The sequence below is a fragment of the Corynebacterium sp. HMSC073B01 genome, assembly GCF_001838255.1.
Taxonomy (GTDB): Bacteria; Actinomycetota; Actinomycetes; order Mycobacteriales; family Mycobacteriaceae; genus Corynebacterium; species Corynebacterium jeikeium_D.
Window position 1 is genome coordinate 145705 of record NZ_KV836176.1, and the last position, 14468, is coordinate 160172.

The following is a 14468-nucleotide window of genomic DNA, read 5'->3' on the forward strand; positions in this document are numbered from 1 at the left end:
CCGAATAGGGTGAAAAGTGACTGTATTTGCGTTTCAGCACGCCTTCGAAACCGGAAATTGGGTGCTTTTACCGTGTCTCCTGCGCCGCAAGCTCACTTCCAAGTCGATCCTGAAGCCCATGGCTCCCATGGGAATCATCACGCACCGGTGGTGCGAACGGTTCGGCATGACATCAACAAGAAACCATTTATTGTCATTTGGGAGGTCACGCGGGCTTGTGGCTTAGTCTGCAAGCACTGCCGTGCAGATGCGCAGCACGAGCCGCATCCTCACCAGCTTTCGACCACCGAGGGCAAGATGCTGCTGGAGACCTTGGCGTCGTATAGCAAGCCGAAGCCGCTTGTAGTGCTCACCGGCGGTGATCCTTTTGAGCGTGATGACCTGGAAGAATTGGTGCGATTCGGCACGGAGCAGGGCCTGAATATGTCGCTATCTCCATCGGTGACGCCGCGGCTCACGCCAGAGCGGATTCAGTCACTGCGTGAGGCCGGTGGCAAGGCGATGTCCATGTCGCTCGATGGCGCGACTGCCCAGACCCATGACAAGTTCCGTGGATTTTCGGGCACTTTTGAAAAGACGCTCGAAATGGCTCCGCACATCAACGAGGCCGGTTACCGGCTGCAGATTAACTCGACCCTGACCAAGGGAAATATTCATGAGGCGCCAGCGCTGCTGAAGACCGTCATGGAGATGCAGGCCAAGATGTGGTACGTCTTTTTCCTCGTTCCCACTGGTCGCGGTGCGGATTTGGGCGCATTGTCACCGGAGGAACGCGAGGATGTTCTGCACTGGTTGTCTGATGTGTCCAACCGAATTGCCATTAAGACGACGGAGGCGCCGCAGTATCGGCGCGTCGTCATGCAGCAGGAGGAAGCGAAGGAAAAGGGGCTGCCACCCTATGAGGGCGGCGAGCTCTACCGTTACTTGACCGAGGAAACGACAAAGCTGCTCGGTGCTGTGCCGGAAAAGCCACGTCGCCCGCGCTCCCCCATGGCCGTCAATTCCGGGTCAGGTTTTGCCTTCATTGACCACATCGGCGACGTCTACCCCAATGGCTTCCTGCCGCTTCACTGCGGAAATGTGAAGGCCACGCCATTCCAGGAAATCTATTCGAACTCGCCGGCGTTCAAGGCCCTTCGCGATCCGGACAATTGGCATGGAAAGTGCAGCGTCTGTGAATACCACAGCGTATGCGGTGGGTCCCGGTCGACCGCGTACGCGTTGACCGGGGATTACACGGCATCCGATCCAACCTGCGTCTACATTCCGCCGCGGTGGGCTGCGATGAGCGAAGAAGAACGGCAGGCCTCTACCGGGCAGAATGCTGGAGCCGGAGCGGGTTAGCTCTCCTAACTGCGCGCCCCAGCTGCTACTGCTTTCTTAGTCGAAGCGCGGGCTCTCAGTCCGGGAGCGCTTAATCTCGAAGAAGTACGGGTAGCTGGCAAGGGCGACCGAGCCGTCGAAGATCTTGCCCGCTTCTTCGCCGCGTGGGATACGGGTAAGCACTGGACCGAAGAAGGCAACGTCGTTAAGCTTGACCACCGGAGTGCCGACGTCGTTGCCGACCTCCTTCATGGCCTCTGCGTGGTTTTCACGCATGAGCTCATCGAACTCAGTGGTCAAGGCCTGGGCCAGTCGCTCTTCCGGCAGTCCAACCTCTGCGAGGGCTTCCTTAATCAGCTCGTCGAATGCGTGCTCCGGCTCGTCGACATGCGCGTGGCGATCGATGCGGTTTTCGTTGTGGACCTTCGTGCCCAGCGCGGTGTAGAGCTTGTCGACGGCCTCCTGGCCATCCTGGGAGAACACGGCGTTGAACAGGCGTGCCGGGGTCCAGTTGCACTGCATCATGAACTTGTAATCTTCCGGCAGTTCATCGCGGCCTTCATTGAGCACCGACAGGCTCATCGGCTTCCACTCGATCTCGATGTCGCGGACCTTTTCGACTTCCTTAATCCAGCGCGACGTCACCCAGCAAAACGGGCAGGAAACGTCGAAGTAAAAAGTGACCTTGTCTCGATTGCTCATGTGAAAGTCCTCCTAAAGCATTGATTGACTTATCAACGACTATAGGGCGGATTTTTTCGGCTCGCATTCATGAATTCGGATGGGTCCGAAGTTCTACCGGACCTGGTGTTAACTGGCTCCCCCATCGGGCGCCGTCTAAATCGCCTACCTAACCGTTCCAGGGCAAGCCCGTAGCCTCCAGGGAATCAGCGGCAGCCTCCAGGTAGGCAGGCCAGTCGGCGTAGTCCAGGAACTCCGAGCCCACCTCGTGGTCCATGGAGACCATCTTCCCCGAGCGCATGTCCAGACAGTAGTTGTTTCCGCCGAAGTCCATGACCAGTGGAATCCATGCCTCGTGATACCACTTGCCATCCGAGTCGGCGCTGTCCATGCTTTCGGCTTCAAAGTCATCGAACTCGCCGTCGGCCTGCAGCTGAGTCCACAGCTTGTAGTCATTCAGAATCGACTTAGGCGGTGCAATCCAGCCACCGTCCCACGGCTCACCGTCCACAGACGCGTGCCGCAGCCACGAAGCTCGCACGTAGTCTGGCAGCTTTACTCCGAGGTCAGCCTCAAGCTGATCCAGTTCCGCTTCTGTCGCCGGGGCCTCCAAAGCATCGTCGCCAAGCTTTGCTTCAATGCGATCCCACGCCGCGTTGACCCGTTCAACCTTGCTTGCATCATCACTGAGTTCGTACATGAAACGAAGTGTATTCACGTTCGGCTTTGCTCGCATGCCAAAGAAGCCAAAATCTCGCTCAATCGACCGCCAATCGACCGCCCGAATCGACACGCAATGAGCGAGGAAGTCGAGGTCACCCCGCCCACCACGCTACTGCCCGATTCCCAATCCGGGGTCGTGGTTACACTTGTCGCATGACTTCCACGAACCTAACCAGGACCGAGGCCGCCGACCGTGCGGCCATGCTCGAGGTGTCCCACTACGACATCTCCCTCGACCTTACGACCGCACCGGTCGGTGGGCAGCACAGCGCACCAACATTCGCTTCCAAGACCACAATTTCTCTGAAAGCGAAGCGCGCTGGTTCCACCTTTATTGACCTGCGTGATGCGGTTGTCAAGAGTGTGACCATCGACGGCGTCGATGCCACGGAGGCCGCTCGCTATGACAGCGAGACCGGCATTAACGTAGACCTGACCGAAGGTGACCACACCGTCGTTATCGATGCGGACTGTCGTTACACCAATAACGGCCAGGGCATTCACCGCTTCCAGGATCCCGCCGATGGCGAAACCTACCTGTACTCGCAGTTTGAAACTGCCGATGCCAAGCGCGTGTTCGCCTGCTTTGACCAGCCGGATTTGAAGGCGACGTACTCCATCCACGTCGTGGCGCCGAAGGGCTGGAAGGTTATTTCCAACTCGGTAGCCAAGACCGGCACCACCACCGATGTCCACGGCAATGAGGCCGACACCTTCGACTTCTCAGTGGATGTTCCGCTGTCGACGTACCTCGTCGCAGTCTGTGCGGGCCCGTGGCACGAGGTCACTGACTCGTGGACCGGCACTGTCGCACCGCACCCGGAAACCCCTGCCGAGCACCAGCCGGACGGCGAGCTGACCATTCCGCTAGGAATCTACTGCCGCCAGTCCATCGCCGAGTACCTCGATGCCGACACTCTGTTCAAGGAGACCAAGGAAGGCTTCGACTTCTACGCCAAGCACTTCGGCGAGCCCTACCCGTTCGGCAAGTACGACCAGATCTTCTGCCCGGAATACAACATGGGTGCGATGGAAAACGCCGGCTGCGTGACCATCCGCGACGAGTACGTCTTTCGTTCCAAGCCCACCCATTACCTCTACGAGCGCCGCAACGACACCATCCTGCACGAGATGGCTCACATGTGGTTCGGTGATTTGGTCACCATGCAGTGGTGGGATGACCTCTGGCTCAATGAGTCCTTCGCCACCTGGTCGGCCGCCGCCGCTCAGGTCGAAGTTTCCGATTACAGCCACGCCTGGACCACCTTCGCCAACGTAGAGAAGGCCTGGGCCTACAAGCAGGATCAGCTACCGTCGACGCACCCGATTGCCGCCGATGCCAGCGACATTGACACCGTCGAGCAGAACTTCGACGGCATCACCTACGCCAAGGGCGCATCCACGCTCAAACAGCTGGCCGCCTACGTTGGTCAGGATGCTTTCCTCGCCGGTGCCCGCCTTCACTTTGCCCGCCACCGCTTTGGCAACGCCACCTTCGCGGACCTTTTGGAGGCGCTCTCCGAGGCCTCGGGACGCGATCTGTCCGGCTGGGCCGATCAGTGGCTGACCACCACCGGCATCACCACTTTGGCACCGGAGTTCCAGCAAGAGGACGGCAAGTACACTTCCTTCGCAGTCACGCAGGAAGGTGCCGAGCCGGGTGCTGGTGAACTCCGTGACCACCGAGTCGCCGTGGGCATCTACAACCTGCGCGGCACCGGATCGGATGCCGTACTCGAGCGCACCAAGCGCGTGGAAATCGACGTCCGTGGTGCACGCACCGAAGTCCCAGAGCTGGTCGACACCCCAGTCGGCGATGTCGTGCTGGTTAACGACGACGACCTCACCTACAGCATGATCCGCTTGGACGAAGGCTCGCTTGCCACCGTCATCGACAACATCGGCGCCTTCACCGATTCAATGGCACGCACACTGTGCTGGTCCGCTACCTGGCAGATGGTTCGCGCAGGCCAGATGCGCGCTCGCGACTTCGTCAACCTGGTGCTCCGCGGCATCCCGGGCGAGGACAAGCTCTCCGTCTTGGAGCGCGTCATCGCTCAGGCGGTCAGCGCCGTCAACGTCTACGCCGATCCACAGTGGGCTGATTCCACCGGCCGCGACCTGCTGGCTCAGGGCCTGTTGGACTACGCGAAGAAGGAAACCGACGCCGACCGCGCCCTGGTTTTCGTTAACGCTTTGACCACCGTGGGCTCGTCGAATAGCGACGTCGTTGACGCACTGCGCGCCATCTACACTGGCGACGCAGACAAGGCTGGTTTCCCAGCTGTCACGGTAGACACCGACATGCAGTGGCGCGCCCTGAAGCCGCTGGTTTCCGCCGGTCTCGAGGGCGAGGAAGCCATCGCAAAGCTTGAAAAGACCGACAACTCGGCACTCGGTGCGCAGGCCGCCATCGCCTGCCGCGCCTCCGTGCCGACGCTCGCCAACAAGTCCCGCGTCTGGGCAGAGGCGACGGTCTCCGGCAACGATGCCCCGTCGAACCTTGTCATTCGCCACTTGCTGGCCGGCTTCAACGCGCCGGGCTCGGGTGAGGTGCTCGCACAGGCGCTTGACGACGACTCCCGCGCCACCATCAACGCGGAGCAGTCGGCGACCTCGCTGTCGGAGCACTTCTTCGCCGTTGCCAACAGCTGGTGGAAGCAGTTCTCCTCCGAGACGGCACAGACGCTGCTCGAGGGCTTCTACCCAACCTGGGAGATCAGCGATGATGCAATTGCAGCCGCTCAACGTCTGCTCGACAGCGACGAGACTGCATCGCCGGTCAAGCGCATCATCTCTGAGCAGCAGTTCCTGGTGAAGCTCGCTCTTCGTGCCCGCGAGTTCGACGCGAAGTAACAAGTGATTTCGGCCGGCACTTTGGCCGTTATCGTTTTCGTGGCATCAAGTCGATAGACTTGGTGCCATGACAACTTCTCAGACGCTCTTTGACTCCGTCGGCGGCGAGGATGTCTTCAATCGCATCGTCCATGGTTTTTACACGCGCATGCGTTCCGATGACCTCATCGGCCCGATGTACCCCAGCGATGACTGGGAGGGCGCCGAGGATCGACTCCGCATGTTCCTCGTCCAGTACTGGGGCGGGCCGCGTTCGTACAGCGAACAGCGTGGTCATCCGCGCCTGCGCATGCGCCACATGCCGTTTTCCATCGGCGAAGCCGAACGCGACCGCTGGCTGGAGATCATGAGTGCCTCACTCGCAGACATTTCCGATGACGAGCTCCCCCGCCCCCAGCGCGAAGCCATGTGGAACCACATGGTGCAGGTTGCTGACATGCTCATCAACCGCTTCGACGCGCAGTAGGAATTAGGCCCTGCGCCGCTAGTTCAGCAGCGGCAGCACGCCAAAGGACTCGAGCGTAAAGATCGAGCCAAACCGCCCATCCAGCCGGTGCCACCGTCCCTTTGTGGACACGCGCACCGGCTCTTTTTCATCCGGTTGCTCGGGGATGAAGCCCATCGTGCACAGCGCAAACACGTCCCGCATGGTCACGTCCACGACGCTTTTCGACGTCGCCTGCGACTGCCCCTCCCCTGTATCAACAGTGGCTTCACCGGTACCGCCGCTGACAGTGAGAACCTTTTGGTCCAGCAGAGACGGTGGCATGCCCATCGGGCCGGAAGATTCGACGGCGACCGCGCGCCCCTGCTTCTCGAGAGTCCGGAAAGCAGTCGCTGGAACATAGTCGACAACCTGCCATCCTTCCGGCACTGGCAGGAATCCCGGCCAGGAGGACGCCGACTGCGCATGCACGCGGTATGGCATCGCGGTGAGCGAAGCTTCTTTCTCCTCTTCGTCCTCAGCAGTTTTTGCCTGCGCAAAGGCACGCACTGCGATGTCTTTAATCTCCGCGGCGGTGACGATGATGTCGTCGGGAAGCGCGTGCAGCGCAATCGTGCGCATGGCGAGCGGGCCGATTGGGGTCTTCACCCATACCTGCGACATTGCGGGCGCAGCGTTAGGTGCCGACGAGGAACTGATACCAGCGGCGGCGGTCTTACGTGCTCGGATGCGTAGCAACGTGCTCTCGTCGAGGGCGTAGGCCTTATGGGCCAGGACACCCAGATTCTTCAGGGCATCGGGAGTGCCAAAGGTCAGCTCGGCAGCGGGATGAGAAGTGGTCACGGCGAATTACTTGTCCTGGTCTTCCTTGTTGTCTTCGATTGCGGGAGCTGCAAAACGCTCCAGTTCACGGCGGGCAGACGGGGAGAGCTCGACTGCCTTCGCAGTCTTGAGATCAAACATCACCATCACGGTTTCGAGCACAGCAACGATGTGATCATGCTGGTCGGAGATTGTCTGGCGAAGTGTGAAAGAGGTGCGACCGAAGTTGATGATCTCGGTCTCAACCACAACTTCCTGGGTGTCCGGCAAAATAGCGCGGACGTAGTCAATCTCCAGGCGACGCACCACTGCCGCAGGCATCCCTGCCCCGCCGCCGAGACCGCGCATCACAAAGTCCAGACGAGCCTGCTGGGCGTATTCCAGGAAAGCGGTGTTGTTGGCGTGGCCATACTGATCGAAATCAGACCAGCGGATAGCGACGTTGGTACGAAATGGTGCTGATTCAGTCATACCCAGAACTATAGGCGTTTTCTGGAGCTACGAGCGTGCGAATACGCGAAAGCCCGGGACCTGTGCACTGGTGCGAGCCAGTCCACAAGGTTCCGGACTTTGCCGTTGGCAAAAATCAGATTCGCGCGAAACAGATTATCGGGTCAGGCGACGGTGCGTGACGCGCGACGGGCGTGCAGCCTCCTCGCCGTAACGCTCAATCTTGTTCTTCTCGTAGCCCTCGAAGTTGCCCTCGAACCAGAACCACTTGCCCTCTTCGAAGTTGCCTTCCCATGCGAGGATGTGGGTACAGGTGCGGTCCAGGAACCAACGGTCGTGGGAAATGACCACGGCACAGCCCGGGAAGTTCTGCAGTGCGTTTTCCAGCGAAGACAGGGTTTCGACGTCAAGGTCGTTAGTCGGCTCATCCAGGAGGATCAGGTTACCGCCCTGCTTCAGGGTCAGCGCGAGGTTCAGACGGTTGCGCTCACCACCGGAGAGAACCTTCGACGGCTTCTGCTGGTCCGCACCCTTGAAACCGAATGCAGACAGGTACGCACGAGACGGCATCTCGTTCTGGCCGACCACGATGTAGTCGAGACCATCAGAGACAACCTCCCAGACGGTCTTTTCCGGATCGATGTTTTCACGACCCTGGTCAACGTAGCTGAGCTGAACAGTCTGACCGACCTTGACCTCACCGGAATCCGGCTGCTCCAGACCCACGATGGTCTTGAACAGGGTGGACTTACCCACACCGTTCGGGCCAATCACACCGACGATGCCGTTACGCGGCAGGGTGAACGACAGGTCCTTAATCAGGACGCGGCCATCGAAGCCCTTCTCCAGGTCCTTGACCTCAACAACCTGGTTACCCAGGCGCGGCGGGGTCGGAATCTGGATCTCTTCGAAGTCGAGCTTCTTGTACTGCTCGGCTTCCTCCACCATCTGCTCGTAGCGCTCCAGACGGGCCTTGTTCTTGGCCTGGCGAGCCTTCTGACCCGAGCGGACCCACGCCAGCTCGTCCTTCAGGCGCTTCTGCAGCTTGGCGTCCTTCTTACCTGCAACCTCGAGGCGCTCAGCCTTCTTCTCCAGGTAAGTCGAGTAATTGCCCTCGTACGGGTAGAGCTTGCCGCGGTCGACCTCACAGATCCAGCCAGCGACGTGATCCAGGAAGTAACGGTCGTGGGTCACGGCCAGGACGGCACCCGGGTACTTAGCCAGGTGCTGCTCGAGCCACAGCACAGACTCGGCGTCCAGGTGGTTAGTCGGCTCGTCGAGAAGCAGCAGGTCCGGCTCGGAGAGCAGCAGCTTTGCCAGTGCTACACGACGACGCTCACCACCGGAGAGGTGAGTAACCGGCTCGTCCGCCGGCGGGCAGCGAAGCGCATCCATTGCCTGCTCAATCTTGGAATCCAGCTCCCAAGCATCAGCGGCGTCGAGCTCCTCCTGGAGCTTGCCCATTTCTTCCATGAGCTCGTCGGTGTAATTGGTGGCCATCTCCTCGGCGATGGCTTCAAAACGAGCCTTCTTCTCGAAGATGTCGCCGAGGCCCTCCTCGACGTTGCCGCGAACGGTCTTCTCCTCATTCAGCGGAGGCTCCTGCAGCAGGATGCCGACAGTGGCGCCCGGCTCCAGGAAAGCTTCACCGTTACTCGGCTGATCAAGGCCAGCCATAATCTTCAGAATCGACGACTTACCTGCGCCGTTCGGACCGACCACGCCGATCTTTGCGCCCGGGTAAAACGCCATGGTGACGTTGTCGAGAATAACCTTATCGCCGTGCGCCTTGCGCACGTTTTTCATCTGGTAGATGAACTCACCCATGGTGGAATTTCGTCCCCTCGTAGAAAGGAAATAAGCAATCCCTGTAGAGGTTACGCATAGGAACCAAAAGGCACAATCTACATGGGCGTACCCGCAATCCTTTCCCACCAAAATCTCTGCCAGGCTCCTAGCAAAACTAGCTGCGAGATAACGCTGCCGAATCGTATGCGATCCCTCCCCTTTCTCAGCAGCGTCACCTCACGTGCAGTAATTACCCCTCCCCTCTTTCCGCTCTTTCAGCGGCTCCCCCTCATTCCGCTCTACAACGATGTACTGGCTCCTGGGTTAGAACGGCGCACTGACTCCTGCATCAGCCATTTCTCGCTGCTCCGAACTAGCTGCACCTGTGTTCCCCGCCTCACCAGCGCCGCCCGTACTAGCAGTGAAGGTGCGCACGGCCCCGGCCTGAGACGCAACTGTCTCAGTAACCGAAGCTTCCGAATCCCCAGTCGATGACTCACCAAGACCAGTCGGCGACTCATGCGGCTTCTCAGTCATAGTCTTCACCGTTGCCAGGTGACGGCGCAGATTCGGACCTACCGCCTTAGCAATGATCTTCTGGCGCTGATGCTTCGTACCATCATCGCCCTCCCAGCGATCCGTACGAACGTGACCGTGGACAATGACGGCTTGGCCCTTCCACACCGTGTTATTCACGTTCTCGGCGAGCTTGCCCCAACATTCAACATCAAAATATGACGTCTCCGACTGCTCCCAACCATTCTCCCCCTTCCATGACTTGCTGGATGCCACAGAAAACTTGCAGACCTTTGCCCCAGAATTGGTATTTCGATTTTCCACATGATGGACCACATTGCCCACCACGGTAATAACTGCCTCAGACATCGGGCTCCTCCCCCAAAGAAAGCGTTTACCTACTGCGGCCGAATAATTCGAAGGTGTCTCATTCGTGCCGTGCCAATTACTTTTCCGGCTTCGAGAAACAAATGAAAGAGGTACATAAAAAGCCTGTGGATAAGTTTGTCGAAAAGACAACTATCCACAGGCTACGTATGAAGTTGAGGGGCGAAGTCGCGGCAATCCTCGTCGTCAAGCATGCAAAATCAGCTTAACGACGCTACCTTCCGCGCCTCTTCGAGGCATCAATCGGATTATCCATGTGCACCGGATGCTGCGCGTCAACCTCCGAGGTGTAGTAATCGCGCTCATCCTCGCCGCCAACACCGACCTGCTGGCTCATGCGAGCGAGCATTTCGTTGTAAGCGGCCAACTCCTCATCATTGTTGCGGTCCGCGACGCGGTCGTAGCGGGCTGCATCCTTTTCATCGGAACGCCGCCACTGTACAAACAGCGCAACGGTGACGATGTAGAGCGGAACCTCACCGGCAGCCCACGCGACGGCACCACCAACGTTCTGATCTTCCAGGAGATTCACTGCCCAAGGGAGATCCAGGCTGGCGTAGTAGGTCTCGGCAAGCACCTGCTGCGACTGCATCAGCGAAATACCGAACCAAGCGTGGAACGGCAACGACCCCATCAGCGTGACCAGCTTGACCGACGGCTCAATCTGCTGTGGTGCAGCATCGACACCGATAATGACCCAGTAGAAGATGTAACCGGAGATCAAGAAGTGGATGTTCATGAACACGTGGCCCGCGTGCTCATCAGCCAGGAAGTCGTAAATCGGTGTCATGTAGAGCAGGTAAAAGCCCGCGACGAACTGCACCGTTGCCACAACCGGGTGCGTGAGGAAACGCGACACCGGGTTGTTGATGAAGACCACCAGCCACTCACGAATACCAGGCAGACCATCGCGGCCGGCCGGCTTCAGCGCACGCAGCGCGAGCGTAACTGGGCCGCCCAGGACCAGCATGACCGGAATGCCCATGGAGTAAAGCATGTGGGCGATCATGTGAACCGAGAACAGAGCCGGCATGTACACGCCCAGCGCGCTGCACGAAGTAAACAGCAGCGTGGCACAGCCGGCGAGCCACCACAGGGTGTTGGACAGCGGCCAGGTACCGCCGCGCTTCTTCAGCAAGTAGAGCCAGTACAAGTAAATCCACGCGGCAATGATGGCGGCAGAGCCGAAGAAGATGTCAAAGCGCCACTGCGTGAACATGGCCTCCCAACCGAATGGGATCTCCAGGTTGTAACCTAGCTTGACCTGCATCTGCGTAATCGACGGCAGGCCCTCACCGCCGGCCTGCTCAGAGAAATTCGGTGGCGGCGGAGTACGGCCCAGAGCTACGGCAACGCCGATTGTCAGCGCCATGATGATGACCTCGACAATGGCCAGACGCCAGAATGGACGATTCGACTGAGCGCGCTCAATCTCCGGAATGGTGATCTTGCGGTGCACATAGCCGCATAGGCCCAGCAAGATAGTGAGAACGGCCTTGACCAGCACCATGATGCCGTAGTTGTTGCTGACCAGGTCAGACCAGTCAATGTTGATGGCTGCGTTAATGAAGCCGGAGGCAGACATGGCGATGAAAGCCACCAACGCCACGAAAGAATAGCGCTTCACTACCTCTGGCATCCATTCACCGCGACGACGCGCGTGGCCAACCAGCGCCATCAAACCGCCGACCCAAAACACAGTGAAGGTCAAGTGCCAGATGTAGGAGTTAGTGCCGTAGTCATGGGCACCACCGGAGGCATTGTGGCTTACAACCGCCAGCGGCATCATCGACACCAAGCTGATGGCGAAGAACACCGGCTGCCAAATCCACTTACGAGTCAGCGATGAACCAAGCGCCACAATGCCCGCAAAAATAGCTACCCACAGCCACGCCAAGCCCTCCTTGGTCTGCTCCAACGACACAGCCCAGTTACTCAGCTGAATCGTCGTCGACAGCGGCTGGCCCGACACATCGGAGAGCACCAGCGGAATCTCCATCAGCGCCATGAGGCCCCAGCCGAGCATGGCCCACATACCCGTGCGGGATGCCGTGTAGCCGTCGAGGCCCAAAGTGCCGTCGGCACGCTGCTTCGTACCGAAAGCGGCGAGCATAAACGAACCGACACCGAGGCAGGCGAGCAGCTCACCGGCCGCCTTCGCGAACGGGAACCCGAAGGTGGTGATTGTGCCGGGATCGGGAATACCCAACGTGGCGCGCGAATCCATGTTGAACGCCATCGAGAGCAAACCAGCTAGAACGCCGCCGATAAGTACAAAAACAACGTACCAACCAGCAGATTTACGGACTTTCTTATCCTTGCTAACAGGCGGAGAGGTCTCGGCCTTGGTCGTGGCAGTCATAGCCCTAAGCTTAGCGACCAAAGTCCCTAGAACAGAACCGGTTGTGATTGGCTACATTAGAGACGCTACAATGCTTTTCTTAGCTAGCCTCCATAGCTCAGTGGACAGAGCAGTCGGCTTCTACCCGATTGGTCGAGGGTTCGAATCCTTCTGGGGGCGCAAAAATAACCCGCCTGAACTGGTTTTATACCAGATGCAGGCGGGTTTTTACTTCTTAGTTCTTCTTGTTATCCGCAGGATCCGGGCGCAAGTAGCGGTCAACCATGTCGACGACCTCTTCGACAGATTCCTTGTCTAGCGTCGCGTCCTTGCCATCCGGGCGCCACACCAGCACCATCGTCTGAATCAGACGGTAAATGTTGCGCGCCAGCAGATATGGATCGTGCTCGCGAATAGTGCCGTCTTCCTGCCCGTGACGGACACCGGGGAGAATGAATTTCTCCACAATTTCCAGCTGTGTATCGCTCATCTCTCCAGTGAGCGCTTCTAAGACACGGTCGGGATCTGTCTTGACCAGGCCAGGGAAAAAGTCACTTTCGATGATGCGTTGAACGACGATTCGAATACGCAGCAACATGCGAGCGCGCGAATCGCCAGGGACATAGCGGAGCCCCTCAAGCATGTGCAGGATTTCGCGGTTGGTCACTTCCCCCAGAAGCTCACCAATGTCAGCGTATCGACGATATACGGTCGGACGCGAAACTCCTGCCTTGCGAGCAATTTCTGCAATCGAAGTCCTACGCAAGCCCACAGTCATTACGCTTTCGCGCGCAGCGGCAATGATGACATCATCGACGGATGGTTTCTGTGCCGCAGTGGTGCTTTGAGCAGCGTCGCCAACACGCCTCGTCTCATCCATGTAACTATTTCTCCCGTTGGAATCCGAACTCAGAAGTAATTTTATCAGGCAAATAGGTCGATTTAGTTCATGCCCCGTTGTCCAATTCTAAGATCTTACTTTCCAGTTAATTTCGTTTCCCCCACAATTCGCTCCACAAACCACACGGCAATCCACACGCCCGACCACAGCACAATCCACATCGCTAAGCTGGGCGTAGTCAGCGTGTGCCCCACAGCCCAGTCCGGGCACAAAATAAGGCGCACTGCAGAATCATGCCGAATCTCAGCGAAAGGTGAAATCATGGCTCAGCCCGATCCCGACCTCCAGCTCTCCCCTGAGCTCGACCGCATCGTGTGGATTGACTGTGAGATGACGGGCCTCGAACCCGAGCGCCACGTCATTGTCGAAATCGCGGCTCTCGTCACCGATGCCAACCTCAACGTCCTCGGGGAAGGCGTGGACATCGTCGTGCACGCGTCCGAGACCGAATTGGCGCAGATGGATGATTTCGTCACCAAGATGCATGCGAAGTCCGGCCTGGATCAGGAAATTCGCGACAGCAAGACTAATGTCGCCGACGCCGAACAGGCTGTTTTGGACTACATCCGTCAGTGGGTTCCCGAGCCGCGCACCGCCCCACTGGCAGGCAACTCGATTGCCTCCGACCGCAAGTTCATCCACCGCTACATGCCAGAGCTCGACCAGCACCTGCACTACCGCATGATTGATGTCTCTTCCTTCAAGGAACTTGCCCGCCGCTGGTACCCCCAGGTCCTCAAGGGCGCTCCAGAAAAGGGTCTCGCTCACCGAGCTCTTGCAGATATCAAGGAGTCGATCCGCGAGCTGGACTACTACCGCCGCGCCATGCTTCTGCCCCACCCCGGCCCCGAAGGCGACGCTATTTCTGCCGCAAGCAAGGAATCGACGGAAAAGTACGGTGAGATTCGCGGCTAGCTCGCTTTACGACGACCCAAACCCCACCCTTTCCCAAATTTATCCGGGTTGACCTGCTGTTTTTGTTTCCAGCCCACTGTGGGCTACCATATAGTTCGCTGCAGAGATGAGCTGAGAATACAGCTCCTTTAATGCGGTAATGGTGACTGTAGTTCAGTTGGTAGAGCACCAGGTTGTGATCCTGGGTGTCGCGGGTTCGAGTCCCGTCAGTCACCCCAAGTAGAACCCTCGGCCAGGTTTTTCCGGGCCGAGGGTTTTTGTGTTTCCGCCTTAGCAACTGCGTTTATGGGTTAAGTAAAGAAAAGTGTGTCTTTTCCGGG

General features: G+C 58.6%; 13 protein-coding genes and 2 tRNA genes. 6 read left to right on the forward strand and 9 right to left on the reverse strand.

What is annotated here, in order from left to right; translation table 11 throughout:
- The first annotated feature begins 147 nt into the window (after positions 1–147).
- Positions 148–1344, forward strand: a complete 1197-nt coding sequence (locus HMPREF2849_RS08185; protein ID WP_070429500.1) for a TIGR04053 family radical SAM/SPASM domain-containing protein — start codon at positions 148–150, stop codon at positions 1342–1344.
- A gap of 36 nt (positions 1345–1380) precedes the next feature.
- Here the strand turns inward: HMPREF2849_RS08185 and HMPREF2849_RS08190 are convergent, their stop codons facing one another.
- The gene (locus HMPREF2849_RS08190) at positions 1381–2025 is read right to left on the reverse strand and encodes a mycothiol-dependent nitroreductase Rv2466c family protein (protein WP_049193750.1); all 645 of its coding nucleotides are present in this window, start codon (positions 2023–2025) and stop codon (positions 1381–1383) included.
- 148 nt (positions 2026–2173) lie between these two features.
- Positions 2174–2704, reverse strand: coding sequence for an SMI1/KNR4 family protein (locus tag HMPREF2849_RS08195; protein ID WP_224783792.1), 531 nt, complete (start codon positions 2702–2704; stop codon positions 2174–2176).
- Positions 2705–2880: 176 nt separating this feature from the next.
- Here HMPREF2849_RS08195 and pepN point away from each other — a divergent pair, with 176 nt between their 5' ends.
- Entirely contained in the window at positions 2881–5583 is a 2703-nt protein-coding gene (pepN, locus tag HMPREF2849_RS08200; RefSeq protein ID WP_070862857.1) for an aminopeptidase N, read from the forward strand.
- 67 nt (positions 5584–5650) lie between these two features.
- Positions 5651–6049: a globin gene (locus HMPREF2849_RS08205; RefSeq protein ID WP_049189869.1), complete on the forward strand. Its 399-nt coding sequence runs from the start codon at positions 5651–5653 to the stop codon at positions 6047–6049.
- Between the two features lie 18 nt (positions 6050–6067).
- On the opposite strand, the gene HMPREF2849_RS08210 is transcribed toward HMPREF2849_RS08205, so the two are convergent.
- The 5 genes from HMPREF2849_RS08210 to HMPREF2849_RS08230 all read right to left on the reverse strand — a co-directional run bounded on the left by HMPREF2849_RS08210 (position 6068) and on the right by HMPREF2849_RS08230 (position 12353).
- On the reverse strand, positions 6068–6871 hold the full coding sequence (locus tag HMPREF2849_RS08210; protein ID WP_070566869.1) for a DUF8185 domain-containing protein: 804 nt from the start codon (positions 6869–6871) through the stop codon (positions 6068–6070).
- A gap of 6 nt (positions 6872–6877) precedes the next feature.
- On the reverse strand, positions 6878–7321 hold the full coding sequence (locus HMPREF2849_RS08215) for an acyl-CoA thioesterase (RefSeq protein ID WP_016422286.1): 444 nt from the start codon (positions 7319–7321) through the stop codon (positions 6878–6880).
- 135 nt (positions 7322–7456) lie between these two features.
- Positions 7457–9127 (reverse strand): energy-dependent translational throttle protein EttA, encoded by a 1671-nt coding sequence (gene ettA / locus HMPREF2849_RS08220; protein ID WP_016422285.1) that lies wholly within the window; start codon positions 9125–9127, stop codon positions 7457–7459.
- 285 nt (positions 9128–9412) lie between these two features.
- Positions 9413–9973, reverse strand: a complete 561-nt coding sequence (locus HMPREF2849_RS08225) for a single-stranded DNA-binding protein (protein WP_049170979.1) — start codon at positions 9971–9973, stop codon at positions 9413–9415.
- Between the two features lie 232 nt (positions 9974–10205).
- Positions 10206–12353: a bifunctional copper resistance protein CopD/cytochrome c oxidase assembly protein gene (locus HMPREF2849_RS08230; RefSeq protein WP_049170976.1), complete on the reverse strand. Its 2148-nt coding sequence runs from the start codon at positions 12351–12353 to the stop codon at positions 10206–10208.
- Positions 12354–12439: 86 nt separating this feature from the next.
- Here HMPREF2849_RS08230 and HMPREF2849_RS08235 point away from each other — a divergent pair.
- Positions 12440–12512, forward strand: a tRNA-Arg gene (locus HMPREF2849_RS08235).
- Positions 12513–12567: 55 nt separating this feature from the next.
- Here the strand turns inward: HMPREF2849_RS08235 and HMPREF2849_RS08240 are convergent.
- Complete coding sequence (locus HMPREF2849_RS08240) at positions 12568–13212, reverse strand: TetR/AcrR family transcriptional regulator (protein WP_016422282.1); 645 nt, start codon at positions 13210–13212, stop codon at positions 12568–12570.
- Positions 13213–13307: 95 nt separating this feature from the next.
- Positions 13308–13496: a hypothetical protein gene (locus HMPREF2849_RS08245; RefSeq protein ID WP_042388509.1), complete on the reverse strand. Its 189-nt coding sequence runs from the start codon at positions 13494–13496 to the stop codon at positions 13308–13310.
- Here HMPREF2849_RS08245 and orn point away from each other — a divergent pair.
- Together orn and HMPREF2849_RS08255 are read left to right on the forward strand one after the other, a co-directional pair.
- A complete protein-coding gene (gene orn, locus HMPREF2849_RS08250) occupies positions 13495–14148 on the forward strand; it encodes an oligoribonuclease (protein WP_016422281.1) in 654 nt (217 codons plus the stop codon). The genes HMPREF2849_RS08245 and orn overlap by 2 nt on opposite strands.
- Positions 14149–14290: 142 nt before the next feature.
- Positions 14291–14366, forward strand: a tRNA-His gene (locus HMPREF2849_RS08255).
- The last annotated feature ends 102 nt before the right edge of the window (positions 14367–14468 follow it).

Bases quoted from the DNA above. Each gene is read 5' to 3' on its own strand.
- HMPREF2849_RS08215 (WP_016422286.1), bottom strand. From the start codon at position 7,321: ATGACTGAATCAGCACCATTTCGTACCAACGTCGCTATCCGCTGGTCT.
- HMPREF2849_RS08190 (WP_049193750.1), bottom strand. From the start codon at position 2,025: ATGAGCAATCGAGACAAGGTCACTTTTTACTTCGACGTTTCCTGCCCG.
- ettA (WP_016422285.1), bottom strand. From the start codon at position 9,127: ATGGGTGAGTTCATCTACCAGATGAAAAACGTGCGCAAGGCGCACGGC.
- HMPREF2849_RS08245 (WP_042388509.1), bottom strand. From the start codon at position 13,496: ATGATTTCACCTTTCGCTGAGATTCGGCATGATTCTGCAGTGCGCCTT.
- pepN (WP_070862857.1), top strand. From the start codon at position 2,881: ATGACTTCCACGAACCTAACCAGGACCGAGGCCGCCGACCGTGCGGCC.
- orn (WP_016422281.1), top strand. From the start codon at position 13,495: ATGGCTCAGCCCGATCCCGACCTCCAGCTCTCCCCTGAGCTCGACCGC.
- HMPREF2849_RS08230 (WP_049170976.1), bottom strand. From the start codon at position 12,353: ATGACTGCCACGACCAAGGCCGAGACCTCTCCGCCTGTTAGCAAGGAT.
- HMPREF2849_RS08225 (WP_049170979.1), bottom strand. From the start codon at position 9,973: ATGTCTGAGGCAGTTATTACCGTGGTGGGCAATGTGGTCCATCATGTG.
- HMPREF2849_RS08240 (WP_016422282.1), bottom strand. From the start codon at position 13,212: ATGGATGAGACGAGGCGTGTTGGCGACGCTGCTCAAAGCACCACTGCG.
- HMPREF2849_RS08195 (WP_224783792.1), bottom strand. From the start codon at position 2,704: ATGTACGAACTCAGTGATGATGCAAGCAAGGTTGAACGGGTCAACGCG.
- HMPREF2849_RS08205 (WP_049189869.1), top strand. From the start codon at position 5,651: ATGACAACTTCTCAGACGCTCTTTGACTCCGTCGGCGGCGAGGATGTC.